21 protein-coding genes are annotated in these 22,114 nt (G+C 66.4%); 14 read left to right on the top strand and 7 right to left on the bottom strand.

The window, feature by feature from the left end:
- Positions 1-37 precede the first annotated feature (37 nt).
- Positions 38-2,398, bottom strand: coding sequence for a DNA translocase FtsK (locus tag AC5P7A_RS14215; protein WP_014647088.1), 2,361 nt, complete (start codon positions 2,396-2,398; stop codon positions 38-40).
- Between the two features lie 233 nt (positions 2,399-2,631).
- Here AC5P7A_RS14215 and trxB point away from each other — a divergent pair, with 233 nt between their 5' ends.
- A complete protein-coding gene (gene trxB / locus AC5P7A_RS14210; protein ID WP_014647087.1) occupies positions 2,632-3,603 on the top strand; it encodes a thioredoxin-disulfide reductase in 972 nt (323 codons plus the stop codon).
- Positions 3,604-3,681: 78 nt separating this feature from the next.
- Here trxB and AC5P7A_RS14205 read toward each other — a convergent pair whose 3' ends face one another.
- Complete coding sequence (locus tag AC5P7A_RS14205) at positions 3,682-5,214, bottom strand: N-acetylmuramoyl-L-alanine amidase family protein (protein ID WP_495220223.1); 1,533 nt, start codon at positions 5,212-5,214, stop codon at positions 3,682-3,684.
- A 193-nt stretch (positions 5,215-5,407) separates the two neighbouring features.
- On the opposite strand from AC5P7A_RS14205, the gene AC5P7A_RS14200 reads away from it, so the two are divergent.
- A complete protein-coding gene (locus AC5P7A_RS14200) occupies positions 5,408-6,532 on the top strand; it encodes a GNAT family N-acetyltransferase (protein ID WP_445978973.1) in 1,125 nt (374 codons plus the stop codon).
- A gap of 90 nt (positions 6,533-6,622) precedes the next feature.
- Here the strand turns inward: AC5P7A_RS14200 and AC5P7A_RS14195 are convergent, their stop codons facing one another.
- Entirely contained in the window at positions 6,623-7,891 is a 1,269-nt protein-coding gene (locus tag AC5P7A_RS14195; RefSeq protein ID WP_495220222.1) for a hypothetical protein, read from the bottom strand.
- Between the two features lie 72 nt (positions 7,892-7,963).
- Between AC5P7A_RS14195 and aat the strand changes: the two genes are divergently transcribed.
- Positions 7,964-8,704, top strand: a complete 741-nt coding sequence (gene aat, locus AC5P7A_RS14190) for a leucyl/phenylalanyl-tRNA--protein transferase (RefSeq protein ID WP_014647084.1) — start codon at positions 7,964-7,966, stop codon at positions 8,702-8,704.
- A gap of 86 nt (positions 8,705-8,790) precedes the next feature.
- Positions 8,791-9,009, top strand: a complete 219-nt coding sequence (gene infA / locus AC5P7A_RS14185; protein ID WP_005409596.1) for a translation initiation factor IF-1 — start codon at positions 8,791-8,793, stop codon at positions 9,007-9,009.
- A 55-nt stretch (positions 9,010-9,064) separates the two neighbouring features.
- Here the strand turns inward: infA and AC5P7A_RS14180 are convergent, their stop codons facing one another.
- Complete coding sequence (locus tag AC5P7A_RS14180) at positions 9,065-9,226, bottom strand: hypothetical protein (RefSeq protein WP_153643327.1); 162 nt, start codon at positions 9,224-9,226, stop codon at positions 9,065-9,067.
- Here AC5P7A_RS14180 and AC5P7A_RS14175 point away from each other — a divergent pair.
- Positions 9,219-9,593 (top strand): hypothetical protein, encoded by a 375-nt coding sequence (locus AC5P7A_RS14175; protein ID WP_229767389.1) that lies wholly within the window; start codon positions 9,219-9,221, stop codon positions 9,591-9,593. The genes AC5P7A_RS14180 and AC5P7A_RS14175 overlap by 8 nt on opposite strands.
- A gap of 72 nt (positions 9,594-9,665) precedes the next feature.
- On the opposite strand, the gene clpA is transcribed toward AC5P7A_RS14175, so the two are convergent.
- Positions 9,666-11,951 carry an ATP-dependent Clp protease ATP-binding subunit ClpA gene (clpA, locus tag AC5P7A_RS14170; protein WP_032961881.1) on the bottom strand — a complete coding sequence of 762 codons (2,286 nt, stop codon included), beginning with the start codon at positions 11,949-11,951 and terminating at the stop codon, positions 9,666-9,668.
- A gap of 138 nt (positions 11,952-12,089) precedes the next feature.
- Here clpA and AC5P7A_RS14165 point away from each other — a divergent pair, with 138 nt between their 5' ends.
- Entirely contained in the window at positions 12,090-12,902 is an 813-nt protein-coding gene (locus AC5P7A_RS14165; RefSeq protein ID WP_126412127.1) for an APH(6) family putative aminoglycoside O-phosphotransferase, read from the top strand.
- Positions 12,903-13,062: 160 nt separating this feature from the next.
- On the opposite strand, the gene clpS is transcribed toward AC5P7A_RS14165, so the two are convergent.
- A complete protein-coding gene (clpS, locus tag AC5P7A_RS14160; protein WP_006444529.1) occupies positions 13,063-13,389 on the bottom strand; it encodes an ATP-dependent Clp protease adapter ClpS in 327 nt (108 codons plus the stop codon).
- Positions 13,390-13,501: 112 nt separating this feature from the next.
- Here clpS and AC5P7A_RS14155 point away from each other — a divergent pair, with 112 nt between their 5' ends.
- The 8 genes from AC5P7A_RS14155 to AC5P7A_RS14120 all read left to right on the top strand — a co-directional run bounded on the left by AC5P7A_RS14155 (position 13,502) and on the right by AC5P7A_RS14120 (position 19,128).
- Entirely contained in the window at positions 13,502-13,975 is a 474-nt protein-coding gene (locus tag AC5P7A_RS14155) for a hypothetical protein (protein ID WP_014647079.1), read from the top strand.
- Position 13,976: 1 nt separating this feature from the next.
- Positions 13,977-14,438: an NUDIX hydrolase gene (locus tag AC5P7A_RS14150; RefSeq protein WP_014647078.1), complete on the top strand. Its 462-nt coding sequence runs from the start codon at positions 13,977-13,979 to the stop codon at positions 14,436-14,438.
- Positions 14,435-15,577 (top strand): tRNA 2-thiouridine(34) synthase MnmA, encoded by a 1,143-nt coding sequence (gene mnmA, locus AC5P7A_RS14145; protein ID WP_032961890.1) that lies wholly within the window; start codon positions 14,435-14,437, stop codon positions 15,575-15,577. The genes AC5P7A_RS14150 and mnmA overlap by 4 nt, the downstream gene beginning before the upstream one ends.
- Positions 15,574-16,188 (top strand): high frequency lysogenization protein HflD, encoded by a 615-nt coding sequence (hflD, locus tag AC5P7A_RS14140; RefSeq protein WP_032961893.1) that lies wholly within the window; start codon positions 15,574-15,576, stop codon positions 16,186-16,188. Before mnmA ends, hflD begins: the two co-directional genes overlap by 4 nt.
- A gap of 218 nt (positions 16,189-16,406) precedes the next feature.
- Positions 16,407-17,597, top strand: a complete 1,191-nt coding sequence (locus AC5P7A_RS14135; protein ID WP_014647075.1) for a methyl-accepting chemotaxis protein — start codon at positions 16,407-16,409, stop codon at positions 17,595-17,597.
- A 98-nt stretch (positions 17,598-17,695) separates the two neighbouring features.
- On the top strand, positions 17,696-17,911 hold the full coding sequence (locus AC5P7A_RS14130) for a hypothetical protein (protein WP_032961894.1): 216 nt from the start codon (positions 17,696-17,698) through the stop codon (positions 17,909-17,911).
- Between the two features lie 135 nt (positions 17,912-18,046).
- Positions 18,047-18,511, top strand: coding sequence for a hypothetical protein (locus AC5P7A_RS14125; protein WP_164110737.1), 465 nt, complete (start codon positions 18,047-18,049; stop codon positions 18,509-18,511).
- Positions 18,512-18,621: 110 nt separating this feature from the next.
- Positions 18,622-19,128: a hypothetical protein gene (locus AC5P7A_RS14120; protein ID WP_164076833.1), complete on the top strand. Its 507-nt coding sequence runs from the start codon at positions 18,622-18,624 to the stop codon at positions 19,126-19,128.
- A gap of 124 nt (positions 19,129-19,252) precedes the next feature.
- Here AC5P7A_RS14120 and AC5P7A_RS14115 read toward each other — a convergent pair whose 3' ends face one another.
- A complete protein-coding gene (locus AC5P7A_RS14115; RefSeq protein ID WP_495220221.1) occupies positions 19,253-22,012 on the bottom strand; it encodes a bifunctional diguanylate cyclase/phosphodiesterase in 2,760 nt (919 codons plus the stop codon).
- Positions 22,013-22,114: the final 102 nt, after the last annotated feature.

Genomic DNA, 22,114 nt, shown 5'->3' with positions numbered 1-22,114 from the left:
GTCGGTTCCTTGGACGTCGTGGGGGATACGTCGGGCCTTACTTCGGCGGCGGCGGTGCCAGCACCGTGCGGTCGCCGTTGTGCTCGGGCGGGCTGACCACGCCGGCCGCTTCCATGGCCTCGATCAGTCGCGCTGCACGGTTGTAGCCGATCTTCAGCCGGCGCTGCACGCCGGAAATCGAGGCGCGGCGGGTCTCGGTGACCACCCGCAGCGCTTCGTCATACAGCGGGTCGGACTCGTCGCCGGCCGCACTGGTCTCGGGCAGGCCGGTGGCACCGACGACCACGCCGTCGCCCATCGTCTGCACCTCGTCCAGCACCCCGTCGATATAGTCGGCCGGGCCCATCGCCTTGAGGTGCTCGACCACGCGGTGCACTTCGTCATCGGACACGAACGCACCATGCACGCGCTCGGGCAGCGCGGTGCCCGGCGGCAGGTACAGCATGTCGCCGTGGCCCAGCAGGGTCTCCGCGCCGGACTGGTCGAGGATGGTGCGCGAGTCGATCTTGGAGCTGACCTGGAACGCGATACGGGTCGGGATGTTGGCCTTGATCAGGCCGGTGATCACGTCCACCGACGGGCGCTGCGTGGCCAGGATCAGGTGGATGCCGGCCGCACGCGCCTTCTGTGCCAGGCGCGCGATCAGCTCTTCCACCTTCTTGCCGACGATCATCATCATGTCGGCGAATTCGTCGATGAAGATGACGATGAACGGCAGCGTCTCCAATGGACGCGGCGCCTCGCCCAGCTCCGGGTTCGGCTTGAACAGCGGGTCCATCAGCGGCTGGCCGGCATCCTGCGCTTCCTTCACCTTCTTGTTGAAGCCGGCCAGGTTGCGCACGCCCACCGCGCTCATCAGCTTGTAGCGGCGCTCCATCTCGGCCACGCACCAGCGCAGGCCGTTGGCGGCCTCCTTCATGTCGGTGACCACCGGTGCCAGCAGGTGCGGAATGCCCTGGTAGACGCTCAGTTCGAGCATCTTCGGGTCGATCATCAGCATCCGCAGGTCTTTCGGCGAGGCCTTGAACAGCAGGCTCAGCACCATCGCGTTGACCGCCACCGACTTGCCCGAACCGGTGGTACCGGCCACCAGCAGGTGCGGCATGCGCGCCAGATCGGCCACGGTCGAGCGCCCGGCAATGTCCTTGCCCAGCGCCAGGGTCAGCACGCTGGCCGACTTGTCGTATTCCTTCGAGCGCAACAGCTCGGACAGGTAGATCATCTCGCGGGTGACGTTGGGAATTTCCAGGCCGATCACCGACTTGCCCGGAATCACGTCGACCACGCGCACCGACTTCACCGACAGGCCGCGCGCGATGTCCTTGTCCAGCGAACTGATCTGGCTGACCTTGATGCCCGGCGCGGGCTCGATCTCGAAGCGGGTGATGACCGGCCCGGGGTTGGCGCCGACCACCTGGGCGTCGATGCGGAAATCCTTCAGCTTGAACTCGATCTGCCGTGACAGCGCGTCCAGGGTTTCCTTGTCGTAGCCAACCGGCTGCGGCTTGGGGTCGTCCAGCAGGGCCAGCGGCGGCAGGTCCGAGCCGTCGCCGTTGACGCCACGGAACATCGGGATCTGCGTGTCGCGCTTGGCCCGGTCACTCTTCTCGATCACCGGTTCCGGGCGCGGCTCGATCTTCACCGGCTCGCGCTTGGCGCGGACCTCGGCATCGGCCTTGCGCACTTCCTGGCGCTCCTCGCGCATCACCCGGGTCTGCTGCCACTCGGTGACTTCTTCCTTCTTGCGCGCCAGCAACGGTGCCAGCGACATCACGCCACGGCCGATCTTTTCCATCACCGTGAACCAGGACAGCCCGGTGGCCAGGGTAATCGAGGCCAGCAGCAGCACCAGCACGAACAGGTTCGCGCCCAGCGCACCGAAGCCCACCGTGAGCGAATTGCCAACCAGCTTGCCGAGAATGCCGCCGGCGCTGGAGACATCGCCACTGAACAGGCGTACATGCAGGAAGCCGGTGCCAGCAATCAGGAAACCGACCAGGCCGACCAGGCGCAGCGCCGGGTCCAGGTCGTTCTCGCCCTTGCTCTCGCGCTTGAGGCCGAACATGGCAATCCACGACAGCGCACCGAGCACCACCGGCAGCAGGAAGGCGATGTAGCCGAACAACTGCAGCAGCACGTCGGCGATCCAGGCGCCCGCGCGACCACCGAGGTTGTGCACCGGCGCGACCACGCTGCCGGTATGCGACCAGCCCGGATCCGTCGCTGAATAGGTGAAAAGACTCGCCGCCAGATAGAGCAGGGCCGGCGCGATCGCGATCAGGCCCAGGTCGCGCCAGAGGCGCTGGCGGCGTGGATTGTCGGTCGTCGCCGCCGCGGCCGTGCGACGTGACGCCTTGCTGTCGTCCGACTTGGAGCGTTCAGGGACCTGCTTCGCCACCTTAGACCATACCTTTGGAATGCGCTGTTAGTGATTGATAATAAATGAGACGGCGTCAGTTTTCAGTTATGCGACTTCTGACCGGGCCCGGACAGGGCCGAAACCACCGCTGGATGACGGCGTTCTGTTCATCGGCTTGAATCGCCCTGCCCCAGCCGCCACTCTATGACCAGCCACGGATGCTGCGCAAACATCGCCAGCGCCTTGTCCCATCTACCTTTTCGCGAGTCTACATGAGCACCAGCCTGCCCTCCCGCCACCAGCGCCTCGTCATCCTCGGTTCCGGACCGGCCGGCTGGACCGCCGCCGTCTACGCCGCCCGTGCCAACCTGAAGCCGGTCGTCATCACCGGCCTGCAGCAGGGCGGCCAGCTGATGACCACCACCGAGGTGGACAACTGGCCGGGTGACGCCCACGGCCTGATGGGCCCGGACCTAATGGCGCGCATGCAGGCCCACGCCGAGCGCTTCGAGACCGAGGTCATCTTCGACCACATCCACACCGCCGACCTGTCGCAGCGCCCGTTCAAGCTGATCGGCGACAGCCACGAGTACACCTGCGACGCGCTGATCATCGCCACCGGCGCCACCGCCAAGTACCTGGGCATCCCGACCGAAGACGAGTTCAAGGGCCGCGGCGTGTCCGCCTGTGCCACCTGTGACGGCTTCTTCTACCGCGACCAGGACGTGGTCGTGGTCGGCGGCGGCAACACCGCGGTGGAAGAGGCCCTGTACCTGTCCAACATCGCCCGCAAGGTCTACCTGGTCCACCGCCGCGACACCCTGAAGGCGGAGAAGATCATGCAGGACAAGCTGTTCAGGAAGGTGGCCGAAGGCAAGATCGAGACCGTCTGGCACCACCAGGTGGAGGAAGTGCTGGGCAACGACGCCGGCGTGACCGGCGTGCGCGTGAAGTCCACCCTGGACGGCGGCACCCGCGACATCGATGCCCACGGCTTCTTCGTGGCCATCGGCCACCACCCGAACACCACCCTGTTCGACGGCCAGCTGGCGATGAACAACGGCTACCTGGAAATCCGTTCGGGCCTGGGCGGCAACGCTACCCAGACCTCGGTGGAAGGCGTGTTCGCCGCCGGCGACGTGGCCGACCAGCACTACCGCCAGGCGATCACCTCGGCCGGCTTCGGCTGCATGGCCGCTCTGGACGCCGAGCGCTATCTGGACGCGCAGGGCAAGGCCAGCTGAAGCGCTGATTATGCTCTGTAGAGTCGAGCCATGCTCGACTCAGGAGAAAGGCCGACGCGAAAGCGTCGGCCTTTCTCGTTACATCCCTGCGGCAGCCGTATTCTCAGGCAAGCCATTTCGATCAGGGCCGGCCGCATCGGGAACACAACGAACGGTGTGAGGCACGGGCTGCGACTTGACCCCATCCGCATCCAACACATGCGTCTCCCAGCCGAGCGTCCCCACGCTGTCGCGACCGCAGCTGAGTTGCATCCTGCTGGGCTGGTCAGACGAATCGATGACCACCGTCCGTCCGCTGCAGCTCCACCCTGATGGGCACAGCGTATTGCGGGTGATCAGGCTGATCGGGAATTGCGGATGGCCCGCAAACGCCACGTCCACCTCGCGCGAGTCGCCGGATGGAACGTCGACATCTGCGATCGGCTGCCCGGACAGCGGCTCACACGACTTTCCCGTTGCCCACAGGCGATAGCCCTTCTCCACCCCTTTCATCGACGCCGAGCGGAAGACGGGGTCCTGCAAGGCGGCCACATCGTCAGGATTGGAGTGGTAGGCGGTTTCGATGATCACCGAGGGCATCTTCCCGATGCGGTTCTCGCCGTGCCTGGCCGAGGTCGAACTCTCGCGAATCGGGAAATCCCGATAGCCCGGTTGCGCTCGGATGATTTCACGCATCCCACAGAGAATGCTATCCGCCAGCGCCTTGTCCTGCGGTTTGTCCTGATGATAGTAGACCTCGGTTCCACGCAGACTGGCTGAATCGCTGCCATTGGTGTGCAGGCTCAGCATCACATCCACACCCAGATGGTTTGCGTAGTTGGGGCGAGCCCGTATGTCCTCTTCCTTTTCGCGAGCAGACTCTGGGCTGTTCGGAAACTCATTCCACATGTCGGTGCGTTCGGGGAAAAGCGCCTTGAGGTGGTAGCGGGATGACATGTGCTCCCATGGCTTCCCGGACTCCGGATGGAGTTCCGTGGAGCGGCTGCGTGCCCGGTGCACCGTCAAACCGCTACGTTGTTCGATCAATCCTTGCAGTTCGTCACCAAACAGTGGACTCAGCGTGTCTTCCTGAATGCCGAGAGGCGCTGGGCGCTGAAACTTCCATTCTCTGCTGGGATGCAAGCTGATGTAGCCATGGCTTGCTGACACCAAAGCTGATGTATGCGTCGACTTCTCGTTCGTCTTCGGCGGAACGGCCAGATCCTCGGGGTAGTATTCCTCAAGGGTTTTTCCGTCAAACAGGAAGTCAATATCATTCACATCCAGTCCCGACTTCTCGGCGTAGTACCTCAACGTAGACGCCATCGGAATCAGGAAGAGCTCGTCATAACCGCGATCCGGGCCGGGAAGGTATCCAGGCCCAAAGCTGATCACCATCGATCTTGCCTTCACATCCAGACGGATGCTGACGCTGATTTGTCGCAGCTCACCCCTCTCCTGCAAATGACGCGTCAGCTGGTTCGAAGCTTCACGCTCCAACAGCGCAACCGCCTCCGCGTGAGCACCTGCATCCTCAAGCACTTTCGCCGGCTGATCTCCAGAAGCCAACACGGGCGGCACAAAGATCAGGCCGCACGCGACCGCGGCAGTTGCAAGCTTCAATCCCTTCATTGTTGATTCCTCCATGTGGTGGGACACACGCCGCTCATGCGGCGTCCCGCCACCCTGCCCAGCCGCGCGACGGCGATTCCGCAACACAGCGCACACGGATGGAGAATTCAAATTTTCCTCACCTCCAACCGAAACAAACCAACCCAGCTCCGCCAACACCGTTCGCGATCCACCTGGCCTATCCTTGCCAACCATGCCCTCCACCCGCTTCCTCCACTCCCTTCAGTCCATTCCCGCCACCGACTGGGATGCCCTGCACGACGGCCAGAATCCGTTTATCAGCCACGCCTTCCTCTCAGGCCTGGAAGAGCACGGCTGCCTGCGCGAGGACTGGGGCTGGCAACCCCGGCACTTCACGCTGTGGGAGGGCGAGCGCCTGATCGGCGCAATTCCGGGCTACCTGAAGACCAACTCCCACGGCGAATTCGTGTTCGATCACGCCTGGGCCAATGCCTATGCCCGCCATGGCCGCGACTACTACCCGAAGTGGCTGGGCGCGGTGCCGTACTCGCCGGTCACCGGGCCGCGCCTGCTGGCCCGTCACGATTCAGAGCGCACTACGCTGCTGTCGGCGTTGCGCGATGCACTGCCGGCACTGGAGGTGTCATCGGCCCATATCAACTTCCACACCGCAGCGGACGAAGCGCTGTTCGGCGATGACTGGCTGCTGCGCGAGGACGTGCAGTTCCAGTGGCAGAACCCGGGTGACTGGGCGACATTCGACCAGTTCCTCGGCGCGATGAACCACAAGCACCGCAAGAACATCCGCCAGGAACGGGCCAAGGTCGCCCGCCAGGGCATCACCTTCCGCGTGGTGCACGGCGACGACGCCAGCCGCGCCGACCTGCAGGCGATGTACCGCTTCTACCTGCAGACCTTCCTGGAATACGGCAATGCCCCGGCGCTGACCGAGCCCTTCCTGCGCCATCTGGCCATTTCATTGGGACGCGGGCTGGTGCTGTTCCTGGCCGAGCAGGAAGGCCAGCCGATTGCCGGCGCGCTGTGCCTGCGCGGCGGTGACACGCTGTACGGCCGCTACTGGGGCGGCGCCACCCTGCCCGGCCTGCACTTCGAAGCCTGTTACTACCAGGGCATCGAGTACTGCCTGCGCGAAGGCCTGAGTCGTTTCGAACCCGGCGCACAGGGCGAGCACAAGCTGGCGCGCGGCTTCCTGCCTACACTGGTGCGCAGCCGGCACTGGGTAGCCGATCCGGAGTTCGCCGAGGCGTTGCAGGACTGGTGCCGGCAGGAACGGCGCGATGTGCGGCGCTACCAGCAGGAGCTGCAGGGGCATGGGCCGTTCCGCGTAGAGCCGTAGCGGGAAGGCGTGCCAACCAAGGTTGGCACCCACCAGTGCATTGGGCGGGGACAACGTTGGCGTCTGCCAGAGCAATGGCGCGCGCCACGCTCAGGTGCACTGCCAGAAGTGCCCGCTCACCCGGCACGTCGCGCACCAGAACGTATAGAGCATGCCGCCGCTGCCCCACAGCAGGGTGCCCTCACCCGTGGTCGGCAGCGTCGAATCGAGCTGCATCACGAAGGGCATCTCCTCGCCACAGTCGATGCATGCCGGATACCAGGCGCTCTGCACCCAGCTGGGCGCGCCGCCCACACGCGACAGGTTCTGCCGATGGTTGGACTGGCCCCAGTCCTGTTGCTGCCAGCGCGCACCGTCCATGGCGGCCAGACCCACCTCGGCCTGCATCAGATCACCGCTGTCGGTCGGCGTGGCCGGCACCTCCAGACGCTGGCTGGGGTGGCAGCTGGGCAGGCCGGCAGCATCGTGGCGATAGAAACGCACAGGCGGATCTTCCCAACCGCAGCAGTCCAGGCACAGGCCCAGCGTGATCTCACCCGCCGCGCCCGGCTGCAGCGCGGCAGCATCGGTTCGCAGCAGGCGCTGCAGCGGCGCATGGCAGCTGCCACACAGCGCTTCCAGCGGTCCGCCCATGTGGCCGGCGTGCTGCACCTGTCCGCCATTCCAGGTCGGGTGCAGGTGCCAGATGCGCTTGCGCCAGCTTGGCTCGTCGGCCAACTGCGCGCGGTGCTGCTCACGGCCGAAGCGGATGTGCAGCGGCTTCTCGCCGTGCAGGCGACGCGGCCGCGGACCGTTGGCCACGCCAGCCCAGTGCGCCCAGATGTCGGCATCCAGCTGGCCCCAGTCGACGAGGTAGCCCCGGGCAACGGCATAGGTTTCGGGCTGAGCAGCGAGCAGCAGCACGCTCGCGCGCACCATCTCCCGATCGTCCCCGGCCTCGGCCAGCAACTGCGCCCAGTGCGCGGCAATCGCGCCGGGCAAGCCCCGCCAGACCTGCGAGGCCAACTGCACCTCATCCTCATGGGCCACCACCAGCAACGCCTCCCAATCGTCCTGCAGCACCTGCGGCGCCTGGTAGCTGGCGAACTCCATCACCCTGGCCAGCAGTTCACCTCGCTCGCCCTCGCGATAGCGGCGCCAGGCCTCGGCCGCGACTGCTGGCACCGCCTCGTCCGGCAGCAGGTCCAGCGCCATATCGAGGAAGGCCGAGCCCGGCGAGCGACGCGCCATGGCCTGCAGCATCAACTCACCCAGCTGGTGCGGATGCTCGGTGGCCAGCGACAGCAGCATGCCCTGGCTGTCGTTGCGCGTGCGCGGGGTGTCATGCAGGTCGAGGATGGCTGAGATCGGGTCGCTCATTCGCAGGCTCCTTGCCGGTGAAGCGTGATGGTGCCAGACATCATCCATCACCACGGCGAATACAATGGCGGCATGACCCGCCAGCTGCCCTGGCGCCTGGCCGACGCGCCGGACGCCCCCTTCCCGCCGGCCGAGACTGCCCTGCGCCAGCCCGACGGCCTGCTCGCCGTGGGCGGCGACCTGCACCCGGCGCGCCTGCTCAACGCGTATGCGGGCGGCATCTTTCCATGGTTCAGCGAGGGCGAGCCGATCCTGTGGTGGTCGCCCGACCCGCGCATGGTGTTCCGTACCGATGGCGTGCATCTGTCCAGCCGCTTCCGGCGCCAGTTGCGCGGCAGCACATGGGAGGTCACCGCCGACACCGCCTTCAGCCGGGTGATGCGCGCCTGTGCGGCGGCACCGCGGCCCGGCCAGGACGGCACCTGGATCAGCCCCGACATGGTCGAGGCCTACAGCCAGCTGCATGACCTCGGCTTTGCCCACTCCTTCGAGGTCTGGGACCGGCAGACGCTGGTCGGCGGCATCTACGGGGTGGCGATCGGGACGATGTTCTTCGGCGAGAGCATGTTCAGTGGCGCCAGCGGCGGCTCCAAAATCGCCCTGGCCGCGCTGGCATCCACGCTTCACGGCTGGGGCTGGGCGCTGATCGATGCCCAGGTGGAGAATCCGCACTTGCTGCGGATGGGCGCCGAGCACCTGCCGCGCGCGGCGTTCCTGCAGCACGTGCGCCACGCGGTGCGCCATGACGGCCGTGAAGGCCCCTGGACGCAGGCGGTCGGACGCCTGCCGGCACAGCGTTTGGCCGGGGGTTAACACAAACTTTGCAAGCTGGGCCGGTCACGCGTAAAATACTGCGCCTTAGGCCCAGCGTGGCCGTTTTCTGAACCGCACAGGACTACATGTCGAAAGACGATTCCATCGAGTTCGAGGGCACCGTCAGCGAGACGCTGCCGAACACCACTTTCCGCGTTCGCCTGGAAAATGGGCACGAAATCATCGCCCACATTTCCGGCCGCATGCGCAAGAACTACATCCGCATCCTCACCGGTGACCGGGTCAAGGTTGAAATGACCCCGTACGACCTGACCAAGGGTCGTATCACCTACCGCATGAAGTAAGCGGTCGGCGCGTTGCGCCACTGCGACAAGGCCAGCCCTGGTTGCTGGCCTTTTGTCATGCCTGCAATCCGGCCCTGCCGGAGGTCATCGTGACCGAACGCACCGTGGCGTCGGTCAGCCCTGCTTGCGGCAGATTCGCATCTTCATCCGTGGCGGCATCGTGGGACCCGATCCAGTCCGGATCGCCATTCCCCTGCCCCGCCATGAACATGCTCACGTTGACCGCCCTGCTCGTCGCCGTTGCCGCGTCCGCCAGCGCATCGCCTGTGCGCGCCGCCGAGCCCCCTTCCACGGCCAGTGACTGCATCCAGCTGGGCAGCGACCAGCAGATCGTGCGCGCCGGCGTTTCGCGAAACATCCTGCTGCGCAATGGCCAGGACCACTATGTCGTGCACTTCCAGAACGACTGCTCCACTGCCGGCTACTCGCGGAAACTGAGCTTCATCACCGAAGGCCAGCAGGGCCTGCTGTGCAGCGCCGGCCGCAGCCAGCTGCGCACCGATGCCGACCACTGCCGGGTGGCGCAGATCGAACCGATCGACGAAGCCACCTTCCAGAAGAAGGCCCGCCAGCGCGGCCGTTGATGGCGCATATGACAAGGGCGGCCGAAGCCGCCCTTGTCATTTCAGGTCCGCCGGGCCAGGCCCGGCGTCAGCTCACTCCACCGTGACCGGCAGCAGGCGCTCCGGCTCGGCCTGGGTCTCGACGACCAGCTCGTCGTCGCGGACATCGATGTTCACCTTGCCGCCGTTGACCAGTTTGCCGAACAGCAGCTCGTCGGCCAGAGGACGCTTGATCTTGTCCTGGATCACGCGGGCCATCGGGCGCGCACCCATCAGCGGGTCGAAGCCGTGGTGGGCCAGCCAGTCGCGCGCGGTCGGCGTGGCCGACAGGCTGACGTGCTTGTCCTGCAGCAGCATCTCCAGCTCGATCAGGAACTTGTCGACCACGCGCAGGATGTGCTCGAAGCCCAACGCCTGGAACTGCACCACCGCATCGAGTCGGTTGCGGAATTCCGGGGTAAAGCTGCGGCGGATGGTCTCCATCGCGTCGGTGGCATGGTCCTGCTTGGTGAAGCCGATCGAGCGCCGCGAGGCCTGCGCCGCGCCGGCATTGGTGGTCATCACCAGCACCACGTTCTTGAAGTTGGCCTCGCGACCGTTGGTATCGGTCAGCACGCCGCGGTCCATCACCTGCAACAGGATGTTGAAGATATCCGGGTGCGCCTTTTCGATTTCGTCCAGCAGCAGCACGCAGTGCGGCGTCTTGACGATCTTTTCGGTCAGCAGGCCGCCCTGGTCGAAGCCGACATAGCCCGGAGGGGCACCGATCAGGCGGCTGATCGAATGCGGCTCCATGTACTCGGACATGTCGAAGCGGACCAGCTCGATGCCCAGCTGCAGCGCCAGCTGCTTGGTCACCTCGGTCTTGCCGACACCGGTCGGGCCGGCGAACAGGAAGTTGCCGATCGGCTTTTCCGGATTGCCCAGGCCCGAGCGGGCCAGCTTGATCGCCGAGGACAGCGTCTCGATGGCCGGGTCCTGGCCGAAGATCACCATCTTCAGGTTGCGCTCCAGGTGCTGCAGCACATCCTTGTCGGTGGCACTGACCTGCTTGGTCGGGATGCGCGCCATCTTGGCCACGATCGCCTCCACTTCCTCGACGTCGATCAGCTCCTTGCGCTGGCCTTCCGGCAGCAGCCGCTGGCGGGCACCGGCCTCGTCGATCACGTCGATGGCCTTGTCCGGAAGCAGGCGGTCGCCGATGTGCTTCACCGACAGATCCACCGCCGCCTGCAGCGCTTCGTCCGAATAGGTCACGCCGTGGTGCAGCTCGTACTTGGACTTCAGGCCCTGCAGGATCTCGTAGGTCTCGCCCACGGTCGGCTCGACGATGTCGATCTTCTGGAAGCGGCGGGCCAGCGCCCGGTCCTTCTCGAAGATGCCGCGGTACTCCTGGAAGGTGGTCGAGCCGATGCAGCGCAGCTCGCCGGAGGCCAGCGCCGGCTTGATCAGGTTGGACGCATCCATGGTGCCACCCGAGGCCGAACCGGCACCGATGATGGTATGGATCTCGTCGATGAAGAGCACCGCATTGGGGACCTTCTTCAGTGCGGTCAGCACGCTCTTCAGGCGCTTCTCGAAGTCGCCGCGGTACTTGGTGCCAGCCACCAGCGCGCCCAGGTCGAGCGAGTAGATCACCGCGTCGGCCAGCACGTCGGGCACCGAGCCCTCGACGATGCGGCGGGCCAGGCCCTCGGCAATCGCGGTCTTGCCCACGCCGGCCTCGCCCACGTACAGCGGGTTGTTCTTGCGGCGGCGGCACAGGACCTGGATGGTGCGCTCGATCTCGTCGGCACGGCCGACCAGCGGATCGATGCGGCCGGACCGCGCCTGTTCGTTGAGGTTGCTGGCGAACTCGGTCAGGGCATCACCCTTCGGCTCGCCCTCCCCGCCTTCGATGCGGCCTTCGCCCTCGGAGGAGGAGGACGGCTGCTCGCCTTCCTCGCCCAGCTTGGCGATGCCGTGGGACAGGTAATTGACCACGTCCAGACGGGTCACGTCCTGCTGGTTGAGGTAATAGACGGCATGGGAGTCCTTTTCGCCGAAGATGGCGACCAGCACGTTGGCGCCGGTGACCTCCTTCTTGCCCGAGGACTGCACGTGGTACACGGCCCGCTGCAGCACGCGCTGGAAGCCCAGGGTCGGCTGGGTATCACGGCCGTCATCTTCGGCCAGGCGGGACACGGAAGCCTCGATGGCCTGCTCCAGCTCCTGGCGCAGGCGTTCGGCGTCGGCACCACAGGCCTTCAGTACGGCCTGGGCGGACGGGTTGTCGAGCAGTGCCAACAGCAGGTGTTCGACCGTCATGAATTCATGCCGGGCCTCACGGGCGCGCTTGTAGCACTGGCCGATGGTGTGTTCGAGGTCTTTGCTGAACATGGATTACTCCGGCGGCAGATGGGGACAATATGCGGCCTGACTACGCGATTTCCATCACCCTAGCGGATTGCTGCGTTCAGATGGCGTTAGCAGTGCAGATCGCTTGATCTTCATTCACTCCAGGACAGCCCACCCAGCATGAGCGAACCCTACCTGAGCCGCTGGCGATTGCGGCGTGATGGCGCGGCCATCGAGACGCCCCACGCCCAGCTCTGGCCGGTGCTGACCGCCGACGGCGAACCGGCGATGCTGAAGGTCAGCAGCGAAACCGAGGAGCAGAACGGCCATCGCCTGCTGCGCTGGTGGGACGGCGATGGTGCCGCCCGCCTGCTGGCACACGAGGGGCCGGCGATCCTGATCGAGCGTGCCGGCGGCGATTCGCTGCGGCAACGTTCGATCGAGGGCGACGATGATGCCTGTACCACGATCCTGTGCCAGGTCCTGCGGCAGCTGCACCGGCCACGGAGCGCGCCACCAGCGGAACTGGTCTGCCTGCGTACATGGTTCGCCGACCTGCTGCAGCCAAGGGCCGCGCTGCCGCCACTGCTGGAACAGTGCAGATCACTGGCGGAGCGGGTGTTGCAGGAAGAACGTGAGATCCGGCCGCTGCACGGCGACCTGCACCACGACAACGTGCTGGATTTCGGCACGCGTGGCTGGCTGGCGATCGACCCGAAGCGGCTGCTGGGCGACCGCGCGTTCGACTACACGACGATGTTCAGCAACCCGGACCTCTGTGGCCCGGGCATCCATGTGGCCACCCGGCCCGAGCGGTTTGCCGCCCGGCTGGAACAGGTCAGCGCGCTGGCTGGGCTGGAACGGGCGCGCCTGCTGCGCTGGATCGCCGCCAGCGCGGCACTGTCGGCCGTGTGGTTCCGGGACGATGGCGACCCCGCCGACATCGACGAAGCGGTGGCGCGGATGGCGCTGGAGGCGTTGGCGGAGGCGTGACCTCCGCGCGTGGTGGGCGCACTCCATCCGGGACATTGCGCCGGGACGAAAAGCAGCCGAGCATGGGCTCGGCTCTACAGGTTTCTGCCTTGGTAGGTGCCCACCTTGGTGGGCACGCCGTGTCCGGAGTCGATGTACCCGGACGAGGATCGGCAGCCGGTCAGGCCTTTTCCATCGTGCACAGCAGCGGGTGCTGGTTCATCCGCGAATACTCGTTGACCTGGGCAACCTTGGTCTCGGCGACCTCGCGGGTGAACACGCCGCAGACCCCGCGGCCGCGGGTATGGACGTGCAGCATCACCTGCGTGGCCTTGTCCAGGTCCATGCTGAAGAACTGCTGCAGTACATCCACCACGAAATCCATCGGGGTGTAGTCGTCGTTGAGCAGCATCACCTGGTAGAACGGCGGCGGCGCCACTTCCGGGCGCGCGGGCTCCACGGCAACGCCGTGCTCGTGATGGGAATCGGGGGAGGACTCATGGGGCATCCATCCATTATAGAGGTTGCACCGCGCCTGCGTCGGCCCGCCGCGGATTGGACGGCACGCACGCCCAACGTCACAATTGCAGCTTCTTTCAACACTGCTTCACAGGATCTTCATGAAAAGGACCCTTCTGCCCGCCCTGCTGATCACCCTGGCCGCTGCCGGTGCTGCCACCGCCGCGCCCCAGGCCGACAAGTCCGTGGCCCGCCACCTGGACAAGCTGGGTTACACCTACGAGGTCGACGAGGATGGCGACTACCGCATGGTCTTCGACGTCGAGGGTGACCGCACCCAGATGGTCTACGTGCGCTCGGCGGTGGAAGACTTCGGCAGCCACAACATCCGCGAGATCTGGTCGCCGGCCTACAGCGCCAAGACCAAGCAGTTCCCGGTGGCCGTGGCCAACCGCCTGCTGGAAGATTCGCAGGACGCCAAGATGGGCGGCTGGGTAAAGCAGGACACCACCGCCATGTTCGTGGTGAAGATCGACGCCGATGCCACCGCCGACCAGCTCAGCGACGCCATCGATGCGGCCATCCGCACCGCCGACGCGATGGAGCTGGAACTGACCAAGAAGGACGAGTTCTGAGTTGAACGCCACGCCGGACCCGCGCTGGGCACCGCACGCCACCGTTGCCACCGTGGTGATCGACGGCGGCCGCGTGCTGCTGGTCGAGGAGACCATTGACGGCCGCCAGGTGCTGAACCAGCCGGCCGGCCACCTCGAGCCGGGCGAAAGCCTGGCCGAGGCCGCCCTGCGCGAGACCCGCGAGGAAACCGGCTGGACGGTGCAGCTGACCCACTTCATTGGCTGCTACCAGTGGACTGCCGGCGACGGCACGGCCTTCCTGCGCTTCTGCTACGCGGCGCGCCCGGTTTCGCACGATCCGGCGCAGCCGCTGGACACCGGCATCGACCGCGCGCTGTGGCTGACCCCGGCCGAGCTGCAGGCCGCCGGCGAGCGCCAGCGCAGCCCGCTGGTGTGGCAGGTGGTGGCGGATTACCTGGGTGGCCAGCGCCACCCGCTTTCGCTGGTCCGGGAGGTCGCATGAGCACTCCGCGTGTGATGGTGGGCGTCTCCGGCGGCGTCGATTCCTCGGTCGCCGCCTGGCGCCTGGTACAGCAGGGCGAGGCCGTGGCCGGCCTGTTCATGCAGAACTGGGCCGACGATGGCAGCGGTGATTGCCGTGCCGAGGATGACCGTCGCGACGCGGTGGCCGTGTGCGGCCTGCTGGGCATCCCGTTCCACTTCCGGGACTTCTCCAGCGAGTACTGGCAGGGCGTGTTCGAGCACTTCCTGGCCGAGTACGCGGCCGGCCGCACCCCGAACCCGGACGTGCTGTGCAACCGTGAAGTGAAGTTCAAGCATTTCCTGGACGCCGCCCGCGAGCTGGGCGCCGAGCGCATCGCCACCGGCCATTACGCACGGGTGGCCCAGCGCGGCCACCAGTGGCTGCTGCTGCGCGGCGCCGATCGATCCAAGGACCAGAGCTACTTCCTGCATCAACTGGGCCAGGAACAGCTGGCAGCCACCCTGTTCCCGATCGGCGACCTGGAAAAGAGCGACCTGCGCCGGATCGCGCGCGACGTCGGCCTGCCGACCCACGCCAAGAAGGACTCCACCGGCATCTGTTTCATCGGCGAGCGCGACTTCCGCGAATTCCTCGGCCGCTACCTGCCGGCCAAGCCCGGCCAGATCCTCGACCCGGCCGACGGCAGCGTGATTGCCGAACACCCGGGCGTGTTTTATTTCACCCTGGGCCAGCGCGAGGGTCTGAACATCGGCGGCGTGCGTGGCCGCCCGGCCGCGCCGTGGTACGTGGTTGGCAAGGATGTGGCCAGCAACGTGCTGTACGTGGACCAGGACCGCGACAGCAAGTGGATGCTGTCCGACCGCCTGCGTTCGGAAACCGCGCACTGGATCGCCGGCTCACCGCCGGCACGGCGCTTCGAATGCACCGCCCAGACCCGCTACCGCCAGCCCGACGAGCCGTGTACGGTCCAGGTGCTGGACGATGGCAGCGTGCTGGTCACCTTTGCGCGCCCGCAGCGTGCCGTTACCCCCGGTCAATCGCTGGTGCTGTATGACGGTGATGTGTGCCTGGGCGGCGCGGTGATCGCCGCCACCGATGCGCCGCTGGAACAACGCCTGCGCACCACCCCCTCCCCTTTTGAGGTAATCGCTGCATGAGTTTCACTGTCGACGACCGCGTCCTGGCCTTGGCCGGCATTGCCCAGGCCCTGCAGCAGGTGCGCCGCATCGCCGATACCGGCCATTCCGACGCCGCCGCCGTGCGCACCGCCGTGGACAGCGTGTTCCGCGTCGATGCGTCCTCGCCGCAGGCGGTGTTCGGTGACCGTCATGCACTGAAGTCCGGCCTGCGCCTGCTGCACAACTACTTCCGCAGCCAGGGCCAGGACCCGATCCTGCCCAAGCTGGCCCTGTCGGTGCTGCAGCTGGAGCGCCGCTTCGTGCAGGATGGGGCGACCGTGAACAAGGTCGCCTCGGGCATCGAGCGCGCCCAGCGCCAGGCCACCGAACTGGGCGACAGTGGCCACCCGGACGTACTGGCCAACCTCGGCGGCCTGTATGCCGACACCATCAGCCACCTGAAACCGCGGGTGATGGTGCAGGGCAACCCGCACTACCTGGGCCAGGCCGGCGTGGTGGCGGAGATCCGTGCCCTGCTGCTGGCCGCGGTGCGTTCGGCGGTGTTGTGGCGCCAGCTGGGCGGCAGCTACTGGGACTTCCTGTTCAGCCGCAAGGCGATGATCGAGGCCGTGGACCGCCTGCTGGCCTGAGGGTGTGGGGTCAGAGCCCTTTTCCATGGAAAAGGGATCCGACCCCGTTGCGCCTGCCCAAGGGGTCGGATCCCTTTCCGGCACGGAAAGGGCTCTGACCCCGAGGCCGCCAAGGCGCCGGAAAACCGGCGCATTCAGAATGCACTTCGAGGCACATCGACGTTAAAGAGAAAGGGGGTACGGCCGATACATCCTCCGTGCACCTCCCGAGAACGTCCATGTACTCACGCATTTTCATCCGTCTGGCCGCCCCCCTGGCTCTGACCCTGCTGCTCCCCTTCGCCATCGGTTTCGAATGGCCGGCCGCCCTGCGCTGGGCGATCCTGACCACGATGACGCTGAGCTGGCTCGGCTTTGCGTGGTGGACCACCCGCGCCCAGGCACATCGTTCCCCCGAGCACGCCCGTGTCCTGCGCGAACAGGACCAGCTGCTGACCGAGCTGCGCAACTTCGTCGGCAACGAGATCGACGGTTCGCGTGGCGAAGTGGAACGCGCCCGTGACCTGATCCGCCAGGCCGTCTCCAGCCTGGGCGGCAGCTTCGATGCCATGAACCGCAAGTCGCGCCAGCAGAGCCAGGCCCTGTCGCGCATCGTCGACCGCGCCGGTGATGAAGGCAATGCCGGCCTCGACGTTGCCCGTTTCGCCCAGCACGCCAGCCACCGCATGGAACAGCTGGTGGAAGCACTGGAGCAGGTAAGCGGCCAGAGCAGCACCACCGTGCAGCACATCGACCAGATGGCGCAGCACCTGGATGGCATCTTCGCGCTGCTGGAAGACGTCAAGTCGATCGCCGACCAGACCAACCTGCTGGCGCTGAACGCGGCCATCGAAGCGGCGCGTGCCGGTGAAGCCGGTCGTGGCTTCGCCGTGGTCGCCGACGAAGTGCGCAACCTGTCCGAGCGCTCGACCACCTTCAACGAGCAGATCCGCAAGCTGGCGCACAGCTCCAAGGACGCCATCGCCAAGGTGCGCGAGACGGTTTCGCACATGGCCTCGCGCGATATGGACCGCTCCCGCGAAGCCCGCCAGGAAGCAGCAGCGATGCTCGACAACGTCGCGCAGATCAACGCCTCGCTGGGCGACGGCATGCGCGAAGTGTCCGAGTGCGCCCGTGCGATCGATGGCAGCGTGGCCGAAGCCGTGCGTGCCCTGCAGTTCGAAGACATCGCCACCCAGGCGCTGGGCGGTGTGCACACCCACCTGGACCGCCTGACCGCGATCAACCGCGAAGCGGTGGCCCTGCAGGAACTGCTGCACCGCAATGGCGGCGTGTTCGACGAAGAGATCGCCAGCGCCCTGCAGCGCACCGGCAACCGTCTGCGCGAGCTGCGCAGCGAATGGGAACGCCCGCCGCACAAGCCCGTCGCCCAGCAGAGCATGGGCGCCGGCACCGTCGAGCTGTTCTGATCCTGATGTCCGCTGCCCTCGCCGGCAGCCCGCAAGGCCCCGGTTCGCCCGGGGCCTTTGCCTGTAACCCGCCATTGGATGCATCCTGTACGCGCACCATGACCCTGATCCGCGCCCTGCCCGCCCTCACCGATACCGAGCGCCCGCGCAACGCGAGCGTGCGTGAGCAGCTGCAGCGGCTGGAAGACGTGGCCCGCGAGGAACTGCTCGAACTGCAGCAGCTGGCCGATGCGCGCCCCGCCCCCTCCCGAGCCGACGATGAACTGCTGGGCCTGGCATGGGACTTGGGCCTGGATGGCGAAGCCCTGAAGTAGATCCACGTCCTGCGTGGATGGGCCGTCGTGATATCTGCACCTCTGCTTTGGCTGTCGCCTTTTAGGATTTGTTGCATAGCCTGAGGAAGGGGACGAGGACACACTGCCCACTCCCCCTGTCTCTCTGGCCTCCGCATGACGTTCAATCTGGAAGAAGCCCGCGAGGCTTTTGAGCAATTCCTTATGCTGATGGACGGCCAGATAGAATGGCTGGTCGCGCAGGCTCAAACGCATGGCATTGAACTGGATGGCAGCCCCGAAAGCCTCGACAGGCTGGAACGCCTCCATGACTTGATGGCAGCCACGCTGTCTGAGGACGAGCGGGACTCTCTGAGGGTCGTGTTCGCCCGATATCTAGGGGAGACCGTCAGGCTGGTGCACGGTGGGAAGTGGGCCCTGCCACTTGATGACCCTAAGGACATCCACTTCAACAGGCCCGTCATCATTGGGCACTCACGCTACCCCCTGTGTGAATTCAGTCCCATCCATGCGATTCACGCCTACTCGCTTCGCCGCCGCCCGGGGCTGATCAGAAGCATCGTAGCCAGCAGCGTTGATCCGCAGATCCTGGACCTAAGCGATCTCGCCGAAGAAGGTTGACCCAAGTCGCCCCCGAGAAACGCACGACCTGCTGCACGGACTCGCCCCCCTCGCGGGGCCGGCCACGGCTGCCCATGGCATGATTGCCCGGTCCCGTTCATGGAAGACCGATGGCCATCGCCCTGATCGCAGTGCTCCTGTTCGAAGCCGTCCTTCTGATGGCCTGGGTGGCCGGCTATTTCAGCTGGGGCATCACCCTGTTCAACGAACGCATCGCGGCGTCACCGGCCATGCAGGCCCGGCTTTCGCTGGGCAGCCTGGAACGTGACCTGCCGCAGGACAGATGGCTGCAACTGGCCTTCCATGCGCTGCCCGATGGCAGCATGGCGTTCCGCGAGAGCTTCGCACCGAGCTTCGGCCTGCGCTACTTCCCGGTGATGCGTGGACGCATCGTTCTCAACGCGCGACGGCACGAGGTGCGGGTGATCGGCCTGTGCAGCTGGTTCGTGGCAATCCTGTCGCTGCTGCTGTTGCCACTGGTGGCGATGCGCCCGATGGTGGCACCGATGCTGCTGGTGCTGCCGCTGTTCCTGGCCAGCTATCTGGTCCAGAAGCGGCGCTATGCGGCCATCGTCGAGGCCCTGCGCATGCAGTTGAAGGCGGAGTTTCCCAGGTAGTTCCACGCCATGCGTGGATGATCGCGAGCGCCAGGGCATCCGTGCCGACCAACGGTCGGCACCCACCAGAGCTGGGCGCACCAGAGTCAGGCCACACCGCGCCGGCATCCGCCAGCGCAGATCCTCAGCGCACCAGCACCGCTTCGCCGCTGGCGTCGGTGCGCATCGGCGCCGGGCGCTGCTGGCGCAGCCACTGCGCCAGATCACGCGGACTGAGCGGGCGCGAGTACAGGTAGCCCTGGATCTCGTCGCAGCCCTGGCGGCGCAGCATGTCTTCTTCCTGGTGGGTTTCCACGCCTTCGGCCACCACCTTCATGCCCAGCGCGTGGCCCAGGTGGACGATGGCCTGGGTGACTTCGGCCGTGCCCGAATCATGCAGCATGCCCTGCACGAAACTGCGGTCGATCTTCAGGCGCCCCACCGGGAAGCGGTTGAGGTAATTGAGGTTGGAGAAGCCGGTGCCGAAGTCATCCACCGCCAGCGGCACGCCGTGCCGTTCCAGCACGTCGAAGCAATGGCGCAGGATGTCGGTATCACGGATCAGCGCCGACTCGGTCAGCTCCAGTTCCAGCCGTTGCGGCGGCCAGCCATGGGCATGGCAGATCTCGATCACGCGCTCGGCGAAGCCGCGATCACGCAGCTGCACCGCCGACACGTTGACCGCGATGCGATCAAAGTGCAGTCCGGCACGGTCCCAGGCGGTCGCCTGGCGGCAGGCCTCGTTCAGCACCCAGTCGCCGATGCGCACGATCTCGCCGCACTTTTCGGCAATGGGAATGAACTCGGCCGGGCTGCAGTAGCCGATGCCGGGGCGGTGCCAGCGCAACAGTGCCTCGATCGCCGGTGGCTCGCCGTGGTGGGCGTGCAGCAGCGGCTGGTAGGCCAGGCTGAACTCGTCGCGCTCGATCGCCCCATGCAGGGCATGCTCGACGTCCAGCCGGCGCTGGATGCGGGCCAGGGCGTCCTGGCTGTAGTACTGGTAGGTGTTGCGCCCGGCTTCCTTGGCCGCATACATCGCGGCGTCGGCCGCGCGCAGCAGTGAGTCGAAATCGGTCTGCGCATCGCCCAGCATCGCGATGCCGACGCTGGCGCCGACTTTCAACGTGGTCTCGCCACGGCGCAGCGGCTCAGCCAGCGAGGCAATCAGCTTGCGGGCGACATGACCGGCATCTTCCGGCTCGGCCAGGTCGCGCAGCACCACGATGAACTCATCGCCACTGAAGCGGCCGAACAGGTCGTTGTTGCGCAGGTTCTGGTGCAGGCGGGTGGCTGCGGCCTTCAGCAGCGCATCGCCGGTGGCGTGGCCGAAGCTGTCGTTGATGGTCTTGAAGCCGTCCAGGTCGATGAACAGCATGGCCAGCGAGGTACCGCGGTCGCGTGCTTCCTCGATGGCTTCGGCGGTCTGTTCGCCGAGCAGTACGCGATTGGGCAGGCCGGTCAGCAGGTCGTAGTGGGCCAGCAGTTCGATGCGTTCGTTGGCTTCGCGCTCGCGGGTGATGTCACGGAACAGGACAACGAACCGCGGCGGCAGGCCGTCACGGCGGTCCAGTTCGATCAGCACCTGCACCCAGACGCGCAGGCCGGACTGGCGGTAGAAGCACAGGTCCAGCTGCTCGGGCAGGCCGCCGTTGGCGATACGGGCGAGCGCCGCCTCGAACGCGTTGCGCGAGTCCTCCGTGTACAGCGCCAGCGCCTGGTCGAGGGTGATCGGTTCCTTGCGCAGGCCATGGATGCGGTAGCACTCCTCGGTCCATTGCATGCTGCGGGTCTGCACTTCGATCTCGCAGCCGCCGATGCGGCCCAGCGCGGAGACCCGGTTCAGCAGTTCGGTGCGCCAGCGGATCAACGCATCGGTCTGGTGCTGTTCGGTGATGTTCTGTACCTGGCCGAGCAGGCGCTTGGGTTGCCCGTCCATGTCCAGCAGCGGCTGCATCCATAGCCGCAGGTGCTGCGAAGGCTCATGGCCGCGGGTCAGCTCCAGCTCGAGGTTGGCAGCGCGGCCATCGCGCCACAACCGCCGCCATGCCGCGCGCAGCGCGCCGCGGGAGCGTGGATGCAGCTGCTTCAGCCAGCGCCGCTGGCCCGGAACGGCGCCCTGCTCCAGTGCCAGAAGCGAACGCAGTTCCGGCGACCACCAGAAATGCCCGCTGTTGGGATCAAACGACCAGCTGCCCATGCTGGCGATGCGCTGGGCCTCGCTCAGGTGCAGCTGCTGTTCCTGCAGCAGCGATTCGAGCTGCTTCTGCTGCTCGATATCGGTATGCGTGCCGACCATGCGCAGGGGCTGGCCATCGGCGGTGCGAGCGACCACGCGGCCGCGATCGAGCACCCAACGCCACTGGCCATCGGCCTGGCGGAAACGGAACTGTGCGCTGTACTGCTCGCTGTGCCCGCGCAGGTGCTCGTCGAGCGCGGCGCGCACCTGGGCGATGTCCTCGCCGTGCACGCGAGACAGCAATTCAGTGGCGGTCTCGTCGCCCAGCGCCGGCGTGCGCACCACCCGGTCACTGGGGATGTCCCAGTCCCACAGGCTGTGGCCGGCGCTGTCCAGTGCCAGCTCCCAGCGCCCGCCCGCATCGACCGGCACCGGCTCGGGAATGCTCAGGGTGAACGCCAGCAGGTTGCCGGCACCGTCGTGCACCGCACGCAGGTGACCGTCGTAGTGCCCCCGCGGGCCGCCCGGCAGCGTGCAGGCGACGATGCCACCATCGGCGGCCATCAGGCGCAGATCTTCCAGCATCGGCGCATAGGCCGCCACGGTGGCCGGCAGGCCATGCTCGCGCGCGGCCGGATTGGCCGCCAGCGGGCGCCCGGCACGGTCGACGATGACCAGCGCCGACGCAAGCGGGTGCTGCAGCAGGCTGGCGATGATCCCTTGGTCCACGCGATCTTGCTCCGGATGACACGCCCGTCAGCGGGGCACGCAGTGGTTAACGGCGCCTGCGGCGGATAATTGAGTGGTCACGGCACGCTGCGGGGTAAGATG

Source organism: Stenotrophomonas sp. YJH_SMC_65, assembly GCF_059369475.1.
This window is presented reverse-complemented; position numbering and strand designations above follow the sequence as displayed.